This window comes from Chlorobaculum sp. MV4-Y, from assembly GCF_025244685.1.
GTDB lineage: Bacteria > Bacteroidota > Chlorobiia > Chlorobiales > Chlorobiaceae > Chlorobaculum.
Genome location: NZ_CP104202.1, coordinates 2,122,124 through 2,140,346, shown reverse-complemented (window position 1 = coordinate 2,140,346; position 18,223 = coordinate 2,122,124). Strand labels below are relative to the sequence as shown.

Annotated in this window: 18 protein-coding genes; 10 read left to right on the top strand and 8 right to left on the bottom strand. The window is 56.3% G+C overall.

The annotated features are described in order from the left end of the window. Positions 1 to 14: 14 nt before the first annotated feature. The 7 genes from mnmG to NY406_RS10605 all read right to left on the bottom strand — a co-directional run bounded on the left by mnmG (position 15) and on the right by NY406_RS10605 (position 7,387). A complete protein-coding gene (mnmG, locus tag NY406_RS10635; RefSeq protein WP_260534278.1) occupies positions 15 to 1,880 on the bottom strand; it encodes a tRNA uridine-5-carboxymethylaminomethyl(34) synthesis enzyme MnmG in 1,866 nt (621 codons plus the stop codon). A gap of 618 nt (positions 1,881 to 2,498) precedes the next feature. Continuing rightward, positions 2,499 to 3,827 (bottom strand): Clp protease N-terminal domain-containing protein, encoded by a 1,329-nt coding sequence (locus NY406_RS10630; protein ID WP_260534276.1) that lies wholly within the window; start codon positions 3,825 to 3,827, stop codon positions 2,499 to 2,501. A 192-nt stretch (positions 3,828 to 4,019) separates the two neighbouring features. Then, positions 4,020 to 4,307 carry a hypothetical protein gene (locus NY406_RS10625; protein WP_260534274.1) on the bottom strand — a complete coding sequence of 96 codons (288 nt, stop codon included), beginning with the start codon at positions 4,305 to 4,307 and terminating at the stop codon, positions 4,020 to 4,022. Between the two features lie 126 nt (positions 4,308 to 4,433). Next, entirely contained in the window at positions 4,434 to 5,408 is a 975-nt protein-coding gene (locus NY406_RS10620) for a vWA domain-containing protein (protein WP_260534272.1), read from the bottom strand. Between the two features lie 35 nt (positions 5,409 to 5,443). Beyond that, positions 5,444 to 6,442 (bottom strand): vWA domain-containing protein, encoded by a 999-nt coding sequence (locus NY406_RS10615; protein ID WP_260534270.1) that lies wholly within the window; start codon positions 6,440 to 6,442, stop codon positions 5,444 to 5,446. A 414-nt stretch (positions 6,443 to 6,856) separates the two neighbouring features. Then, on the bottom strand, positions 6,857 to 7,159 hold the full coding sequence (locus tag NY406_RS10610; protein WP_260534268.1) for a CsgG/HfaB family protein: 303 nt from the start codon (positions 7,157 to 7,159) through the stop codon (positions 6,857 to 6,859). Positions 7,160 to 7,216: 57 nt separating this feature from the next. Next, positions 7,217 to 7,387 (bottom strand): hypothetical protein, encoded by a 171-nt coding sequence (locus NY406_RS10605; protein WP_260534266.1) that lies wholly within the window; start codon positions 7,385 to 7,387, stop codon positions 7,217 to 7,219. Positions 7,388 to 7,659: 272 nt separating this feature from the next. Between NY406_RS10605 and NY406_RS10600 the strand changes: the two genes are divergently transcribed. Together NY406_RS10600 and NY406_RS10595 are read left to right on the top strand one after the other, a co-directional pair. Further along, positions 7,660 to 8,019 (top strand): GNAT family N-acetyltransferase, encoded by a 360-nt coding sequence (locus NY406_RS10600; RefSeq protein WP_260534264.1) that lies wholly within the window; start codon positions 7,660 to 7,662, stop codon positions 8,017 to 8,019. A gap of 26 nt (positions 8,020 to 8,045) precedes the next feature. Beyond that, positions 8,046 to 8,750 (top strand): UPF0149 family protein, encoded by a 705-nt coding sequence (locus tag NY406_RS10595; protein WP_260534262.1) that lies wholly within the window; start codon positions 8,046 to 8,048, stop codon positions 8,748 to 8,750. Positions 8,751 to 8,772: 22 nt separating this feature from the next. On the opposite strand, the gene NY406_RS10590 is transcribed toward NY406_RS10595, so the two are convergent. Next, positions 8,773 to 9,288: a septal ring lytic transglycosylase RlpA family protein gene (locus NY406_RS10590; RefSeq protein WP_260534260.1), complete on the bottom strand. Its 516-nt coding sequence runs from the start codon at positions 9,286 to 9,288 to the stop codon at positions 8,773 to 8,775. Between the two features lie 188 nt (positions 9,289 to 9,476). Between NY406_RS10590 and NY406_RS10585 the strand changes: the two genes are divergently transcribed. The 8 genes from NY406_RS10585 to secF all read left to right on the top strand — a co-directional run bounded on the left by NY406_RS10585 (position 9,477) and on the right by secF (position 18,104). Further along, positions 9,477 to 10,193, top strand: coding sequence for an alpha/beta hydrolase (locus NY406_RS10585; RefSeq protein ID WP_260534258.1), 717 nt, complete (start codon positions 9,477 to 9,479; stop codon positions 10,191 to 10,193). Between the two features lie 77 nt (positions 10,194 to 10,270). Beyond that, positions 10,271 to 10,867 (top strand): acyloxyacyl hydrolase, encoded by a 597-nt coding sequence (locus NY406_RS10580; RefSeq protein WP_260534256.1) that lies wholly within the window; start codon positions 10,271 to 10,273, stop codon positions 10,865 to 10,867. Positions 10,868 to 10,890: 23 nt separating this feature from the next. Next, entirely contained in the window at positions 10,891 to 11,544 is a 654-nt protein-coding gene (locus NY406_RS10575) for a cyclase family protein (RefSeq protein ID WP_260534254.1), read from the top strand. A gap of 97 nt (positions 11,545 to 11,641) precedes the next feature. After that, positions 11,642 to 12,310 carry a succinate dehydrogenase gene (locus NY406_RS10570; protein ID WP_260534252.1) on the top strand — a complete coding sequence of 223 codons (669 nt, stop codon included), beginning with the start codon at positions 11,642 to 11,644 and terminating at the stop codon, positions 12,308 to 12,310. 28 nt (positions 12,311 to 12,338) lie between these two features. Next, entirely contained in the window at positions 12,339 to 14,279 is a 1,941-nt protein-coding gene (locus tag NY406_RS10565; protein ID WP_260534250.1) for a fumarate reductase/succinate dehydrogenase flavoprotein subunit, read from the top strand. A 9-nt stretch (positions 14,280 to 14,288) separates the two neighbouring features. Beyond that, positions 14,289 to 15,062 (top strand): succinate dehydrogenase/fumarate reductase iron-sulfur subunit, encoded by a 774-nt coding sequence (locus tag NY406_RS10560; RefSeq protein WP_260534248.1) that lies wholly within the window; start codon positions 14,289 to 14,291, stop codon positions 15,060 to 15,062. 225 nt (positions 15,063 to 15,287) lie between these two features. Further along, entirely contained in the window at positions 15,288 to 17,162 is a 1,875-nt protein-coding gene (secD, locus tag NY406_RS10555; protein ID WP_260534246.1) for a protein translocase subunit SecD, read from the top strand. Between the two features lie 15 nt (positions 17,163 to 17,177). Further along, positions 17,178 to 18,104, top strand: a complete 927-nt coding sequence (gene secF / locus NY406_RS10550) for a protein translocase subunit SecF (RefSeq protein WP_260534245.1) — start codon at positions 17,178 to 17,180, stop codon at positions 18,102 to 18,104. Positions 18,105 to 18,223 lie beyond the last annotated feature (119 nt).

Below are 18,223 nucleotides of genomic sequence, written 5' to 3'. Positions count from 1 at the left end.
CACGTGAAACAGTCTTACCGACCAAGCCTGATCATGAGAATTGAAATATCAGACGGGGAGATGCCGAGAATTCTTGATGCTTGCCCGATGGTGGCCGGGCGGTGTTTCAGGAACTTTTCCCTTCCCTCGCTTGAAAGGGAATTCAGTGACTCATAATTAAAATTATCTGGAATCTGTAAAGAGTCAAGACGAGCTATACGGTCGGCGACAAGCTGTTCTCGCTTGATATAACCCTCGTACTTTATCTCGATCTGCACTTGCTCGGCAATCCTTGGGTCGTTGCACAACTCTTCCGCAGCGGAACGAACGGATAGAGAGTGATCCAGAATATCCTGGAGCCCGATGCCTGGGCGCTTGATTAAACTCAACGCGCTTGCAGGGGCGTTGAGTTCCTGTAGGCCCTTGTTTATCAGCAGCGTGTTGATCTCCGCCGGCGTTACTTTGGTCGTTTTCATCACGTCAAGACAGTGTTGAACGTGCTTGATAATGGATTCAGTTCGATGCAGATCGTCTGAGGAGACCAGATTGCAATCGTAGCCAATTTTGCGTAGCCGCAGATCGGCGTTGTCGTGCCGGAGGATCAGGCGATGCTCTGCTGATGAGGTGAATATGCGGTAAGGTTCTCTGGTCTCCTTGGTTATCAGGTCATCGACAAGTACGCCGATATATGCCTGATCGCGCCCCAGAACGATCGGCTCTTTCCCAAGAATCTTGCGAACCGCGTTTATCCCCGCCATGAGGCCCTGAGCAGCAGCCTCTTCATAGCCGGACGTCCCGTTAATCTGGCCGGCAAAGAAAAGGTTTTCAACTGGTCGGGTCTCCATCGTGGATCTGATCTGCCACGGGTGGAAAAAGTCATACTCAATGGCATAACCTGGTCGGATCATTTTTGCTTCTTCAAGCCCGGGGATCGATCGCAGGCCTGCGATTTGAATATCTTCGGGCAGAGATGTCGAAAACCCGTTGACATACATTTCGATGGTATCGACGCCTTCGGGCTCAAGAAAAATGTGGTGGCTCGGTTTGTCCGGAAAGCGGAAAATCTTGTCTTCGACTGACGGGCAGTATCGTGGGCCAACACCTTGTACCTTGCCGGTAAAAAGCGGAGAGCGTTCAAAGCCGGTTCGCAGAATGTCGTGCGTCTGTTTTGTTGTCTTGGTCAGATAGCAACTGACAAGGTTTCGGTTGGCAACGCTTGTTGAAGAAAAGGAAAATGGTACCGGATCGACATCTCCGGGTTGCTCAGTGACAATGTTGTAGTCGACACTTCTTGAATCGATTCTCGGCGGGGTGCCAGTTTTGAGCCTTCCAAAAGAAAACCCGAGTGACGCGAGAGATTCGGTCAACCCCTCAACGGGTGGCTCTGCCGTGCTGCGACCACCGGGGAAGTGATCCATACCAATATGAATCAGACCGTTCAGAAAGGTACCACAGGCAAGGATCGCTACTTTAGCCTTTATTGCCCGGCCAGATCGAACCGTGACGGAGCTGAACTTACCCGAGGTGGTTGACACGCCGATGACCGTATCCTGCAGTAGGTCGATGTTTGGCTCATGCTCGACAACCCTTCTCATGTAGAGGCTGTACAGTGTCTTGTCCGCTTGGGCGCGGGGCGAGTGCATTGCCGCGCCTTTGCTGCGGTTGAGCAGCCTGAACTGGATGCCTGTAGCATCGATAGCTTTGCCCATTTCGCCGCCAAGTGCGTCGATCTCCCTTGTCATTTGCCCTTTGGCTACGCCACCAATCGCTGGGTTGCAAGACATGCGAGCAACCGCCGAGAGATCAGAGGTAATGAGAAGGCAGTGCAGTCCACCACGTGCGACGGCGAGTGCTGCTTCACAGCCGGCATGCCCAGCCCCGACAACTATGACATCATACATGAAAAAAAAGTTGTTTCACGTGAAACAACTAAATAGGGTTATTGAAATAACTATTTAAATGCGGGTGGCTCAAATAATATTATTCTAATCTAAGTATAATTAAAATAATATTTTAATTGGATTTCGTGACTCGCCGGCAGCTTCCTGAAGATATCGCATAATCTGATTGTTGCAATACTGAACCTCATCCAGGATTGTCGGGCCATTTTTGACGACATCAGTGCTTGCTTGCCAGTCAGTCGTCCTTTTTTTGCAAGCTTAGAATACTTTGGCTATTCGGTCAGGTTATCAGCTCGTTCCGGTTGGCAAAAGTTTGATTATAGTAAAAAATGGTTAAAGAGGTCAGCATAAGTGAGAGGGTATTCTGAATACCATGATAGGCTATTGCCGATAACTGGAATTAATTTAAAGGATTTGTTTTTTAGTAATGATGACCTTTACGAGTCTGAGCAGCTGAACGACGAGAGCGTGTGTGCGCCAATCGTAAAAACGATTGGCCTGTTTTTCTGTGTTCAGTTGCGGGATGTAGAATAACCTACGGATAGCCCCTTCAATGCGGAGGCGGCTGCAAGGGGGTTCAGCCGCCTCATGGTACTGCATCGCACCATATGGGGACGTTCAGACGCTGCCGTTCGCTTCGAGTTCCCGCTTGAGGGCTTCTCTCTCGATTTCAAGTCGGCGAAGTTCTCGATTAATGCGGTCAAGTTCTTCGGGTTCGCTGTCGATTTCAAGCCTTAGGCGTGAGGAGGCTTCATCGATCAGATCAATGGCCTTGTCCGGCAGGAAACGGTCTGCAATGTAGCGATTAGAGAGCTCTGCGGCCGCCACCAGCGCGGCATCCTTGATGCGCACTCCGTGGTGGATTTCGTATTTCTCTTTCAGTCCGCGCAGGATCGACACGGTGTCCTCGACACTTGGCTGATCGACCACGACTGTCTGGAAGCGTCGTTCAAGCGCTGCGTCCTTTTCGATGTGCTTGCGGTATTCGTCGAGTGTTGTCGCACCGATACAGCGCAATTCACCTCTTGCCAGCGCGGGCTTGAGGATGTTGGCCGCATCCATCGAGCCTTCCGCCGATCCTGCCCCGACAAGGAGATGCAGCTCGTCGATGAAAAGAATTACCTCGCCATCGGAGGCCTGAACCTCCTTGACCAGTGCCTTCAGTCGCTCCTCGAATTCTCCCCTGAACTTGGTTCCTGCCACCAGTGCCGCGATGTCGAGCGCGGCGATCTGCTTCGACTTGAGGTTCTCCGGTACGTCGCCTCCCACGATACGCTGGGCGATGCCTTCGACGATGGCTGTTTTGCCGACTCCCGGCTCGCCAATGAGCACCGGATTGTTTTTGGTTCGGCGGCTCAGAATCTGGAGAACGCGGCGGATTTCGTCGTCGCGGCCAATCACCGGATCGAGTTTACCCTTTCTGACCAGATCGTTCAGGTTCCGCGAATATTTTTTCAGTGACTGATAGCTCTCCTCCGCATTCTGGCTGGTTACACGCTGGGAGCCGCGGAATGAGGTGAGCACCTTGAGAATGGCGTTGCGGTCGATTTTTGCATCTTTCAGGAGCTTCGAGACTTTGACCCCCGCTTCGCTCATTGCGATGAACAGATGCTCGGAGCTGATGTACTCGTCCTTGAGCTGTTCTGCCTCCTTGAGGGCGGTGTCGAACACCTTGCCGAGATCGCTGGAGATATACTGCCCGGTTGCTGAAGCTCCGGTAACTTTGGGAATGCGGTCGATTTCCCGATCGACGACACTGAGGAGCGTATCGATGGGTGCTTCGAGTTTTCGCGCTATCTGACAGGCAATGTTGTCATGATCGCCAAGCATGACGCTCAGCAGGTGCTCTGGTTCAATCTGCTGGTTCTGCTTGCTGCTCGCCAGCATTGACGCTGCCTGGAGGGCTTCCTGCGCCTTGACGGTAAATTTGTTCGGATCGAAGTGCATGGTTGATTGTTTCTTGCTGTTTTCGGTACGTTTTTCATAGTAGCGACAAGCTCAAGAGCTGGGCCTGCCGCGCCTTGTCATCATAATAACCGTCAAAAAAGCAAAAACGTCACACCGTGAAATCAGGAATGTAATGTGCCGCGCTCCTGATTTCAGGGCACGTCTTTATATCAGGAAAGCATTCGGCCCGGCTTAACCGCGATCAATACTCTTTGGCAGGTTCTGCATGAAAGAGCGCGTGATGAGTTTGATGATCTCGCCGCCGGTAACCAGAAGTTCGGCGCCCTTTTCGCGGATGTGGATCTGTGTGGCCACCTGATCCTTGAAATAATCGACGCTTGCCTGATCGTAATTCTTGCCGCTCACGTAGTCGTCGATGAGCGCTTCGGCCTGGCTGTAGGGCAGATTGAAAACCTTCACGCCAAGTTTGGCGCGTTCGATGGGATCGAGAATTCTCTGGCCCGATGCTTGCTGCTCCATATCGATGCGTATTCTTCTGGTGTAATGAAAAGAGTGAGACGCCCAGAGCCGCAACAGCTCTGGCTTCCAGGAATTTAACAATCTTTCCGTCAAGATGCCAGCTCCGGCATCTTCCGGCGGGCAAGTTCAGGCGCTTTGTTTGGGTGGACGTCGAACATCGGTCATCATCGACCCCGACACGAACAGCAGCAAAGCGGCAAGGATGGTCTCGCCGTGCACCGGCACGCGCTGTCCCGGTGCCATGATCCATCTCGCGTCGGCGGCCTCAGCGGCAATGTCGTCAGCGACGGCATCGTGCACCGGAGCATCGGGACGGCTGTAGTAGAATTTCCCATCCACCGTTTTGATGAGGCTGGCAAGCCGTTCCGACCGGAAGGAGGTCAGGACGATTTTTCCCTGCCGGTCTCGTTTTGGCCCTCCAGGCGTTGGTATCGATACGGGTTGAACGCCTCCCAGGCCAATGACATGGAGATGCACGCCTCGGGTTTTCATGGTGGTGGCAATATCGCCAAGATCGTTTCCATGGTCTTCCCCGTCGCTCGCTAGTACCATTACGGTTTCGTTGCCCGACAGTTCGCCTCCCGAATTCGTAAGCTTCAGTGCCGCGTCGAATGCCCGGCGGTAATCGGTGCCCTGCGTTGTGATCAGTTCTGGCGTCGCCATATCGAGCAGGATTTCGAAATCCTCCTTGTCATCTGTCAACGGGCACTGCACGACGGGCGTTCCCGCAAACAGCAGCAGCGCCTTTCGGCCATCGCCAAGGCTGCGGCTGATCTGAAGCAGCTCTGTCTTGGCGCGCGTCAGCCGGTCGGGAGCGGTGTCCCGCGCGAGCATGGAGTTGGAAATATCGAGCATGAAAATGATATCGATTCCTTTCTGCCGCACCGGTTTCTGGCCGCTGCACAGTTGCGGGCCAGCAATTGACACGATCATCAGCGCGGCGGAGAGCAGGAGCATAATCCTGCGGAGCGCGAGCTTCCTGGCACTCACGGCAGGCAAGATTCCTGATACTCCACCTGTGGCGTCGATTTTTGCCCACGCCGAGAGCTTGCGCCGAACTCCATAGAACACCAGAACCGCAAGCGGAACGAGCAGCCACAAAAGGAGGAGGTAACCTGGTCGTGAAAAACACATAGTCAGGGAATCCTGATAAAACGGGTTGCCGAAAGAGCCTGTTCAGCAAGCAGCAGGCACAACGCCGACAAAAGCAGCCACGGATACAGCTCCATAGTACGGCTCGGCATTCTGCCTTTCAGGCGTGTTTTTTCGAGGCGGTCAATATCCCGGAAGCTTTTCATCAATCCGAAAACATCTCCGGCGCTGAACATGCGTCCTCCGCTGATGCGGGCTACGGTTTCCAGCTCGCTTCGCCCTTTTCTGTTCAATGCTGTATTGCTGGTGTTCTCGAATGCACGAGCCTCTTTGCCTGCGAAAACCGTATAGATTCTGATTCCATGGTTGGCCGCAAGCCGGGCCGCCGTTTCCGGAGTGACCTCTCCGGCGTTGTTTTCGCCATCGGTGATCAGCACGAGCGCTTTTTCTTTCGATGATGAGGCTTTGAGGCGATTGGTCGCCGTCAGGATTGCCGTGCCAATCGCTGTGCCCGGCTCATCGAAAAAGCCTGGTGAAACGGTTTCTGCCAGTCGTCCAAGTACTTCGTGGTCGAGCGTCAGCGGGCAGCGCGTAAAGCTTCCGCCGCTGAACACCACCAGTCCGATACGGTCGGCCGGGCGGTTGTCGATGAAGCGCATCGCCGCGGTGCGTGCACCTGCGAAGCGGCTTTTGCCACCGAAATCAGGCGTGTTCATCGAATCCGAGACGTCAAGTGCAATCATAATGTCGATTCCGACGGTGTCGCGCGAGGAGGGCGGAAACGGTGCGCTTGGGCCGGAGAGTGCCAGCACTATCAGCACCAGCACCAGCCAGTGCAGCCATTCGGGAAATTTCGAGAAGAGTGAAAGCGCGGCAAATCCCGAGCTGCGTAGCTTTGAAACCGAGGGGAACAGCACGCCCGGTCGGTTCTTCCGCCAGAACAACCGGTAAACCGCCGAACCGGCAACGGCCAGCGGCAGCAGCAAGAGCCACCAGGGTTCATCGAACCGGATGCCGCTGACAATGGTGAATAAAGAATTCATTTCCAGGCCGCTTTTTTCTGAAGATGCAAAATCCCTCGCATATCCACAGCATCCATCCATGCACAGGCTGCACCAACCCGGAATTCTGAATTATTTTGCGTTATGATGGAATCCCATTCAGAGGCGATCACGGACAATTCCCCGGACGATTGATCATGCAAAATGGCAAAAGCATGCAGTGGAGCATGCGCTCATCGCTCCGTTTTTCGATCAGAGACGCATCGTTTGCGGCTGCCATTTTATGAATTTATCAGGGGCTTGTCATTTTGAGGCTGTCTCGACAGCAAAGCCAAGACAGGCTCTGGAAAAAAGGGATAATGCACTGTGTCCTCGCTTCCGCTATCCTGCCGATATTTTCATTTTCTGTCAGGATTCAGGGGGCATTATCGGTGGAGCTGTTAGTCAAACCCGCAGTTATTCGAGGTCGATGGCGTTTCTGGTCTTCTCCCGGCGATTCCTCTCTTTCTGGTTGTACTCATCCATGCAGCCGCTGTCCTTGCCTTCCACGAGCGAGCATTGCAGATAATCGGTAATTTCGATGATGCAGGCGCGGATCGCTTTGCCGACAGGAGTGTTCTTGTACTCGCTGAGGTGACCGCCAAAGCCGTCGCGGTACACGCCGACGCTGACGCCACTCGATTTCGAGGTCGCCTCGACCGTCCTGGCGTCATAAATCTCGCCGGTCTCCACATCGATCACCTTCAGATCGACCGCCATGTAGGCCTTGTCCTGCCGTCCTCCTGTTCATCGAGTACTGCATCGAGCTCTTTCCTTTCAAGCACGCGGAAACGGTTGGTCGATGCCGACTCCGCCGGCCCACCATGCCGCCGTGGAGTGATTGGTAACCCTCAAGACTCCAAGCCGGGTTTTTCCCCTGGCAAATCCATCCTGGGCAACCGCGATGGTACAGAACAACAGAAAAAGAAGCAGCGCTTTGATCTTCATACTGAATCTCCTTGGGAGTTACGATGAGGGTTGCCTTTCAGATGCGAAGCACAAGCAAACTGTCACACACAAAAGGAAATGCAATGGCCGCAAAGTTCCTCGGTGAGCAGGCCCGGACGCTTTTGCCCGAGCGCTTTTTGCGGTTGCCAAATGCCCGCCGGCACGCGGGTCTTGCCGGACAAACGGAGGATATTGGTATATTGACCGGCACACAACCAGGCTTGACGGCCGCTATCGCCGTTTTATGAACGGCTGAATCACCTCCAGACGCCATGAGTCCGGACATCATTATCAGGAAAGAAACGCGGGAAGACTTTCGCGCGATCAGCGATGGAACTACAGAAGCTTTTGCGACGCTCGAAATCAGCAATCATACCGAGCAGTTTATCATCGAGGCGTTGCGCGCCGCCGGAGCGTTAGCCATTTCGCTGGTAGCGGAGCTGGGCGGACGGGTAGTCGGGCACATCGCCTTCTCGTCAGTGAGCATGTCAGATGGAACAACGGGATGGTTCGGCCTCGGGCCGGTGTCGGTGCTGCCGGAGGTCTTTTTCGCCCTTCCGTTCGAGGGGCAGAGCCCGCAAGGTATGGTGACGTTCCACGAAGCATTCATGGCCAGCGGTCCCGCATCATAAATCGACAACTTTCATCAGAGCATATTATGTCTGACAACTTTCACTATAAATCGAACAACGAGCTGACCCCGCAGGAGTACGAAGAGCTAGAGGATTTCCTGCTTCATGAATCCGGGCTGAAACATCCGATGAACCTTGACGCGCTCGACGGCTTTATGACCTCCATGATTATCGGGCCGGATAGGCTTTTGCCGGAGGAGTGGCTGCCGCACGTCTGGGGGGCCGCCGGCTCCGACGAATCACCGGCGTTTCAGTCCGGCAAGCAGGAGGAGCGGATTACCGGCCTCATCATGCAGATGATGAACGCGCTTTCGCATCAGTTTGAAGAGAGTCCCGAGGATTATGCGCCGCTGCCAAATCTGACTACCTTTAACAACGATGAAGACCAGCGTAAAGCTGCCCGGCTTTGGTGCCGCGGATTCATCGAGGGGATGAACATGAGGCAAGATTCATGGAAATCTCTGCTGAAAGATGAAAAGGGCGCAAAGACGGTCTTCGCCATCTCCGCAGCTTCCGGCCTGTTGCGCGAAAAGCTCAACCTGGACGAGGAGAAAGAGTACGAACTGTGGAAGCTGATTCCGGAAGCGGTGCTTGAAATCAGGGATTTCTGGAGACCCGGTCATCGCCGGGAAAAGCCGGACGCAAAACAGCCAAAATCCGAGAACCCAGGCAGAAACGACCTCTGCCCGTGCGGCAGCGGCAAGAAGTACAAAAAGTGCTGCGGAAGCTGAAAAGAATGATTCATCATTCTTTTCAGCGGTACACCGACTCGATCTTCACCCTGGCCGTGCCTTTGCCGTAGAAGCCGAGCTGTTTGGCGGCTTCCATGCTCAGGTCGATCACCCGGCCATCGACAAAGGGCCCTCGGTCGTTAACCCGGACGATGATTGAAACGTTGTTTTCAAGGTTGGTGACCCTGACGATCATGGGGAGGGGCAGATATTTGTGAGCAGCGCTGGGAAGGCCGGGATCGAAAATTTCACCATAGGCGGTGGGCTGTCCGTTGTGCTGGTCGAGCGTTTCCTGGCCGTACCACGAAGCAAGACCGGTCTCTTCGTAGCCGTAGACCTGATCGAAGCTCATGGGGACGTAAAGGCGCCCGTCGATGAGATAGGGCTTGTTCTTGAGCTTGCCAAGCCGGTAAGCCTCTTCAGGCGATATTTGCTGGGGAGTGCGTGACGTGGTCGTGGTGCCCTTGTAGGTCGAGCAGGCCTGAAGAGTCAGGAGCGTCATGAGCAGAAAGGCGCCAATCCGTTTTTGCGTTTTCATCGTTTGTCTGTCTGTGATGATCGGGGGCTGCATATCGGCATGGTATTGCTATCATTTCCGTCAAAAAATAGCCATTTCAGCAGAATATTCCTGAACCCCTTGTATATTTCCGAACTCCGAATTTTCTGCCGTATGTCTGCAAGCTCTTTTGCAGCACATTGTTACGCAGTGAACAGCAATTTTGCAGCATGACGAATCGGGTTACAAATGAGCCGCCGGAAAGGCGTTTGACAGGAATCCTGATCCTTCACGGATTCACGGCGAACCTCGAAAGCGTCCGGGAGTTGTTCGGCCCACTTGGCCGTTTCGATCTCAAGATTGCCGCGCCGTTGTTGCGCGGCCATGGCGCTGCTTCGCCGGATCAGTTGCGCGGCGTAACCTGGCAAGCGTGGCTCGATGATGCCGAGAAAGCGCTCGAAACGCTGACTGGAATCGATGGCAAGACGGTTGTCCTCGGCCACAGCATGGGTGCGCTGCTTGCACTGCACCTCGCCGCGAGGCATCCGGAGCAGGTCGATTCGATCATTCTTGCCACGCCGCCAATCAGGCTGAACTCTCTGCTCAGCCCCGGACGGCCGTTCCGCTTTCTCGCTCCGCTCGTCAGTCATTTTGTTGACCGCTGGGAATTGGAGGCGAAATTTGCCGATCCCGATAATGCAATCACTCCGGAACAATATGAATGGGCTCCCACAAAAACCATTCTGTCGATGTTCGATCTCCAGGAAGAGACGATGCGGATCACCGGTCGCGTCCACGCGCCAGCGCTGATTCTGCAAGCCCGCCACGAAAGCGTCGTGCTTCCCGAGAGCGCCGAAATCCTGACGCGCGCAATCGCGACTCCGCATGAGGCCAAGACCATCATCTGGTTTGAAAAAAACCGACCATCAGATTTTCTGCGATTGTGAACGTAACACCGCCGTCGATGCCGTCGTCAGATTTGTCGCCAACCGTATCCGCCTAAAACGACTAAACTCATAACGCCATGCAAAAAAAGTTGTTCCGGTTATTCATATCTCTGCTGCTCGCGTGCAGTTTCATCCCCGTCAAGCTCGATGCCGCGCCCGCTGATACTCACGACGGCGTCTATCTCGACGAAATCGCCATCGGCTCCGGCTACGCATGGGGGCATCTGAAGTTCACCCACGCTGATTTCAACGCGGTGCCGATCTTTGTGCGCTTTGGCTTCAACATGAACTCCGTGTTCGGCATGAGAGACAGCAAGGGGACGCTCCAGCTTGCGCTCGAACCATTCTGCAATCCCGTCACCGAACCTGAATCAGGAGTCGAGACCGGTCTGAATGTTTTCTTCCGCTATCTTCACCCGATCGCGCCTTCGGTGAAGCTGGTCGGCGAAATCGGTTCCGGTCCGATGTACCTGAGTATCGACAGCCGGGAGCAGGGTGATGCCGGGTTCAACTTCCTGAACCAGTTCGGCCTTGGCGCTCAGGTTGCCGTTTCCGAGAACAGTGCCATCACCCTTGGCTACCGTTTTCGCCACCTGTCAAACGCGGGCACCAGCGAACCGAACCGCGGCATCAACAGCAACGCCGTAGTGCTGAGCTACTCGCTGCTCTACTGACGGATCACCAGATCAGATATCCCGTGCGCATCGTTGACCTGAGCCATCCGATTTCGCCTGCCATGCCGCTCTGGCCGGGGACACCCCGGCCAGAGTTCTCCGATCTCCATTCGGTCGGTCGCGATGGCTTCGGCGAGCGCTGGTTGCAACTCTCCTCGCACACCGGGACGCACCTCGACGCTCCGGCGCACCTTCTCGAAGGCGAGGCCACGCTCGACTGCTTGCCGGTGGATCGCTTCATCGGAAAAGGCGCGTTGCTCGATCTTCGGAATCCTCAGAGCGAACCCGTTTCGCTCGAGCAACTGCTGCTCCATCGCGCAACAATCGAGCAGGCGCAGTTCCTCCTGCTTCATTCCGGCTGGAGCTGGTTCTGGGGGACGGCGAAGTACGACCGCGACTATCCGGTGCTTTCGGAGGACGCGGCGTCGTGGCTCTGCGGAGTCGGGCTGAAAGGCATCGGCATCGACGCGCCTTCGTTCGACGAGCCAGGCTCCGAGGCGTTGCCGGTGCACCGCTGCCTGCTCGGCGCGGGACTTATCCTCATCGAAAATCTCACCGCACTCGACCGGCTCGACGGTCACGCATTTTTCCTTTCTGCTCTACCGCTACCTATCTCTGACGCTGAGGCCTGCCCCGTTCGGGCCGTTGCCGTAATTTCTTCATTCGATACCAAATAGACGATCGGGTTTGTCATTTCGATCAGATGGCGTTAGCTTTCGGCAAACGTTTCACAGGTTGTGCGACCTGTATCCTGTCACTGAAAGTTCACGAGTTATGGACACCACCGGACAGAGAACACTCTCATCCATTACCAGCAAGGTGCTTATGGCGCTGGCTGGAGTATTTCTGCTCGTGTTCCTCGCGGTGCATCTCGGCATCAACATGCTGCTGCTGGTCGATGATGGTGGCAAATCCTTTTCGGCGGCGGCGGGCTTCATGAGCAGCTATCCGGTGATCAGGATTTTCGAGCTTGCGCTCTTCGGTGGCTTTGCGCTGCACATCGCTTTCGGAGTGATTGTGAGCATCCGGAACCGCAGCGCGCGTCCGATTCGTTACCGTCACGCAAGCCGCTCTGAAACTTCGCCGTTCTCGAAGTACATGCTGCACAGCGGCGTGGTGGTGCTGATCTTCCTCGCGCTCCACTTCATCGATTTCTATTTCATCAAGCTTGGCATCGTTGCACCGCCGCCGGGCATCGAGCGGCACGATTTTTATCGCCGCGCGGTGGTGCTGTTCACCGACCAGGCCGCTTCGTCTATCTACATGGTCGCGTTTGTTTTTCTCGGATTTCACCTGAACCACGCGCTTCAGGCTGCCATCCAGACGCTCGGCCTGAACCATTCGCGGCACGCCGCAGTCATCAAGGCGGTGAGCACCGTTTACGCCATCGTCATCGCGGGCGGGTTCATGGCGATTCCGCTCCGCTTCACCCTGTTCAACTAACGCCGCGCCGCATGGAGACCAGTCGCCGATGATACAACTGAAAGCCAACGCACCGGACGTGCCGCTCCCGGAGCAGTGGGACGCCTACAAGGCTGGCAGCAAGCTGGTCAGCCCGAACAACAAGCGCAAGCTCGATATCATCGTGGTCGGCACGGGGCTTGCGGGCGCTTCGGCGGCTGCCACGCTCGGCCAGCTCGGCTACAACGTCAAGTCGTTCTGCTACCAGGACACCCCGCGCCGGGCGCACAGCATCGCCGCGCAGGGGGGCATCAACGCCGCGAAAAATTACCAGAACGACGGCGATAACGTCTTCCGGCTTTTCTACGACACCATCAAGGGGGGCGACTACCGGTCACGCGAATCGAACGTTTACCGGCTCGCCTCGATCAGCCCGGAGATCATCGACCTCTGCGTGGCGCAGGGGGTGCCCTTCGCGCGCGAGTACGGAGGCCTGCTCGCTAACCGCTCCTTCGGCGGAGCGCAGGTGTCGCGCACCTTTTACGCGCGGGGACAGACCGGCCAGCAACTGCTCATCGGCGCGTACAGCGCGTTGAGCCGCCAGATCGCCGAGGGGCGCGTGAAGCTCTACAGTCGCCGCGACGTGCTCGACATCGTCGTCGTCGATGGCAAGGCGCGGGGTATCATCGCGCGGAATCTCGTCACCGGCGAAATCGAACGCCACTCGGCGCATGCCGTGGTGCTTGCCACGGGCGGCTACGGCAACGTCTTCTACCTTTCGACCAACGCGATGGGCTCGAACGTCACGCCGGCGTGGAGTGCGTACAAAAAGGGGGCACTCTTCGCCAACCCCTGCTTCACGCAGATTCACCCCACCTGCATTCCGGTGCACGGCGAATTCCAGTCCAAGCTGACGCTGATGAGCGAGAGCCTTCGCAACGACGGACGCATCTGGGTTCCGAAGGAAAAGTCAGACGCCGAGCTGATCCGCCAGAAGAAGCTGCGCCCGGAGCAGATTCACGAGTCGAAGCGCGACTACTACCTCGAACGGCGCTACCCGGCCTTCGGCAACCTCGTGCCACGCGACGTCGCCTCGCGGGCGGCCAAGGAGCGCTGCGACGCGGGCTACGGCGTCGGCTCGACCGGGCTGGCGGTCTATCTGGACTTTGCCGACGCAATCGAGCGGCTGGGCCGCACCGAAATTTCCGCCCGCTATGGCAACCTGTTCCAGATGTACCAGCGCATCGTCGATGACAACCCGTACCGCATGCCGATGATGATCTATCCGGCGGTGCACTACACGATGGGCGGTTTGTGGGTGGACTACGAGCTGATGACCACCGTGCCTGGCCTCTACTCGATCGGCGAGTGCAACTTCTCCGACCACGGAGCAAATCGTCTCGGCGCCTCGGCGCTCATGCAGGGCCTCGCCGACGGCTACTTCGTGCTGCCCTACACCATATCGGGCTACCTCTCGCACGAGATCAATACGCCGCCCATCCCGACCACCCTGCCGGAGTTTCACCTTGCCGCCCGCGACGTAACCGACCGGCTCGACCGGCTCAAAAAGAGCAACGGCAAGGAGTCTGTCGATCACCTCCACCGCAAGCTCGGCAAAATCATGTGGGAGTACTGCGGCATGTCACGCAACGAGGCGGGGCTGAAAAGAGCGCTCGGCCTGATCGAAGAACTGAAGGCGGAGTTCGCTGCTGGTGTGAAGATTCCGGGCGGGCTGAAGGAGTACAATCCTGAACTGGAAAAGGCGTGGCGCGTCGAGGATTTCATCGAACTCGGCGACCTCATGGTGCGCGACGCCCTGCACCGCAAGGAGTCGTGTGGCGGCCACTTCCGCGAGGAGTACCAGACCCCCGACCACGAAGCGCTGCGCAACGATGATGAGTTCTCCTACGTCGCCGCCTGGGAGTACAAGGGGGGCGATGACGAGCCGGAGATGCACCGCGAAGAGCTTCGCTTCGAGACGGTGACGCCATCGCAACGATCCTACAAATAACCGTCGATCATGAAGTTCACTCTCAAAATCTGGCGGCAGAAAAACGCCGACGACAAAGGCCGGATGGTCAGCTACGAGGTCGATGATATTTCGCCCGACAGCTCGTTTCTCGAAATGCTCGACCAGCTCAACCAGCAGCTTATCAGTAAAGGCGAAGCCCCGGTGTCGTTCGATCACGACTGCCGCGAAGGAATTTGTGGAGCCTGCGGCCTCTACATCAACGGCCGTCCTCACGGCCCGCTGAAAGGCACCACCACCTGCCAGTTGCACATGCGCGCTTTCCGGAGCGGCGAGACGATCTGCGTCGAACCGTGGCGAAGCGGCGCGTTTCCGGTGGTCAAAGACCTGATTGTCGACCGCAGCGCCCTCGACAAAATCATCCAGGCGGGCGGCTACATCTCGATCAACTCCGGAGGTCTGCCCGATGCCAACACTATTCCCGTGCCCAAGCACGACGCCGACGAAGCGTTTGACGCCGCCGCCTGCATCGGCTGCGGAGCCTGCGTCGCCGCCTGTCCCAACGCCTCACCAATGCTTTTCGTTGGTGCAAAAGTCTCCCACCTCGCTCTCTTGCCCCAAGGCCGCATCGAAGCCTCGCGCCGCGTGCAGCAGATGGTCGCCGCCATGGACGCTCTCGGCTTCGGCAACTGCAGCAACACCTACGCCTGCCAGGCCGAATGTCCCAAAGAAATCTCCATCGCCAACATCGCCCGAATGAACCGTGAATTCCTCACCGCCAAACTCTTTGCGGAGAAGGAGAAGAATATCGGCTTCACGCTGTAGGCCTTATCACAGTCCTCACTATGTGTTGTTTGGCTCGGTAAGCTGAGCCAGAACATTGTTCTTCTCGCCAGAGAAGCGGAGGGTAATGAAAGGCTTGTCGATGCATATTTTGCCGGTCAGCTCGATTGCCCGCAGCCTTTTTACGCTACGGAACCTCGATTGTTAATCCAGTACCCGTTCTTTATATTGGCTTTTCTTTATCAAACGAGCGTAACGGCCTTTTTCATGAAAAACAACCGCTTTAAACTCATTCTCATTGCCGTGGTCGCGCTGGTATCGGTTTGGTCGATCTGGCCGACCTACCGTGACTATGCCCTGACACAAAAACTCAAGAGTTTCCGTTCAGCTGAAGACAGCCTTAAGTTCGCCATCGATAATCGCGAGGCGATCGAACAGGCCAAAGACAAAAGCCTGAAGCTCGGCCTCGACCTCAGGGGCGGTATGCACCTGGTGATGGAGGTCGATATTCTCGATCTGATCGAACAGAAGGCATGGAACAAGGATGCCACTTTCACCCGCGTGATAGACACCGTCAAGAAGGAAGCCGCCGACCAGCCCAATGCCAATGTCGTCGAGCTTGTGGCTGCCGGGTTCAAAAAGGAGAATATCAAGCTCAGCCGTTACTTCTATGACATGCGTGATTCCGATCAGGATATCGTTAACAAGCTGAACGGCGAGGCTAAAGATGCGCTCGTCAGGGCGAAGGAGATCATTCGCAACCGTATCGACCAGTATGGAGTGGCCGAACCGGTGATCCAGACGCAGGGTTCGCAGCGGCTGGTTATTGAACTGTCGGGCGTTACCGACGAGGCGAGAGTTCGCAAGCTTCTGATGGGCACGGCGAAGCTGGAGTTCAAACTGGTCAAGGATCCCGAAACGCTGCTCCGCGCCATTCAGCGCGTCAGCGGTGCGCCGCTCGTCGCTCCTGCGGCACCTGCGGCTTCCGTTGCCCCGGCGACCGCCGATTCCGTAACTATAGCCACCTCGCCTGCCGACTCATCGGTGGCAGCAACGCCGGTTGCCGCCGCTCCCCAGCCTGCCGCCGCTGGTGTCAAAAAGCTTTCGGATGTGATCGGCATGATGCCGAACGGGCAGGTGTTCACTCCTGAGTATGCCCGCGATCAGGTCACGGCGGTGCTGAACCGGCCTGATGTGGTGGCCCTTTTACCGCAGGATACCCAGTTGCTGCTGGCGGCAAAACCCGAGCAGACGGCCAAGGGCGAAAAATACTTTCCGATCTATCTTGTCCAGAAAACTCCCGAACTGACGGGTGGCGTGATTACCGAGGCGAAGGCGACCTTCAGCGCCCAGGAGAATCAGCCAGAGGTGCTGATGTCGATGAATGACGAGGGCACGTCCAAGTGGGCGCGCATCACCGGGGCCAACATAGGCAAGCAGATCGCCATCGTGCTCGACGGTGCCGTGTACAGCGCTCCGGTTGTGCAGTCGAGGATTCCGAGCGGCAATTCGGTGATCAACGGCATCGGCAGCCTCAATGAGGCTAAAGACCTCGCAATCATCCTGAAGGCTGGCGCGCTGCCCGCGCCGGTGCGGATCCTCGAAGAGCGCACCGTCGGCCCGTCGCTTGGTGCCGACTACATCCGGGCCGGTCTCTTTTCTCTGATATGGGGCTTCACGGCGGTCGCTATCTTCATGATCGTCTATTATAACAAAGCGGGTATCGCCGCTGATCTGGCACTGGTGCTCAACATTCTGGTCGTCATCTCGGTGCTTGCTGGCTTTGGCGCCGCACTGACCTTGCCCGGTATTGCCGGTATCGTGCTGACGATGGGCATGGCCGTTGATGCCAACGTGCTGATTTACGAGCGTGTCCGCGAGGAGTTGGCCGAGGGCAAAAGCCTTCGCATGGCTATCGATGCCGGGTACAACCGTGCGTTTTCATCGATTCTCGACTCTCACGTCACGACGCTCGCCGCCGCTTTTCTGCTCTATATTTATGGTGTTGGCCCGATCCAGGGCTTTGCTGTTACCCTCATGATCGGTACTGCCGCGAGTCTCTTTACGGCGATCGTGGTGACCAGGGTGCTGTTCGACCTGTTGATGGACAGCAAGTTCATGAATGAAAAGAGTTTCGGATAATTACAAGACACTGCAATGCGCATTTTTCAGAAAACCAGTTTCAATTTCATCAAGCATCGCAAGATCGCCTATGTCATTTCGTCCATACTGCTCATTGCCGGCATGGTCTCCCTGTTCGTCAGGGGGCTGAACTATGGCATTGATTTCAAGGGTGGTTCGGAGGTGGTCATCCGTTTTGAAAAGACGGTCGATGTCGGTGCGGTGCGCTCGATCATGCGAGACGCCGGGGTGAGTGGTTTGGTCAAGCAATATGGCCTGGACCGCTCATTTCTTCTCAAAACCGATTTTCAGGGGGACACCTCCAAACTCAAGACCCTGATTTCAAATTCGCTCGCTTCGCGCCTGCCGGGCAATCCCGCGCAGATTCTGAGCGTCGAGGCGGTCGGCCCGAGCATCGCCTCCGACATGAAAATGTCGGCCATCAAAGCGCTGGCGGCGGCGCTGGTCGGCATTCTGCTCTACTTGAGTGTGCGTTTCGAGTTCAAGTTCGCCACGGCGGGCGTCGCGGCCATTTTTCACGATGTCTTGACTGTGCTCGGTCTGTTCAGCCTTTTGGGCGGCCTGTTCGATTTCATGCCGCTCGAAGTCGATCAGAGTATCATCGCGGCATTCCTGACCATTGCCGGTTACTCGATCACCGACACGGTTGTCGTTTATGACCGAATCCGTGAGCGCCTGCGCGGCCAGAAGCCATCCGATTACGAGCGGATTTTCAACGAGAGCATGAACCAGACGCTCTCCCGCACCATCATCACCTCCGGCACGACCATGCTTTCGGTGATTGTGCTCTTCATCTTCGCCGGTCCGGCCATCCGCAGCTTCGCCTTCGCCATGTTTGCCGGCATCCTGGTCGGTACCTACTCGTCGATCTTTGTCGCTGCGCCAATCGTTTTCGACTGGCAGGCCCGTTCCAAAAACCCCATCAAGTTCCGTGGCGCCTGATCTCGCGTTCCCGCCATTCTCCCCGGTTTTTTCTGCCGGGGAGAAATCCTGAAATCCCTGTTTCCTATTCCGGGTACCTGAGCCGCCTCTTGCCCGTAAAGGAGATTCTCTGTATGTTG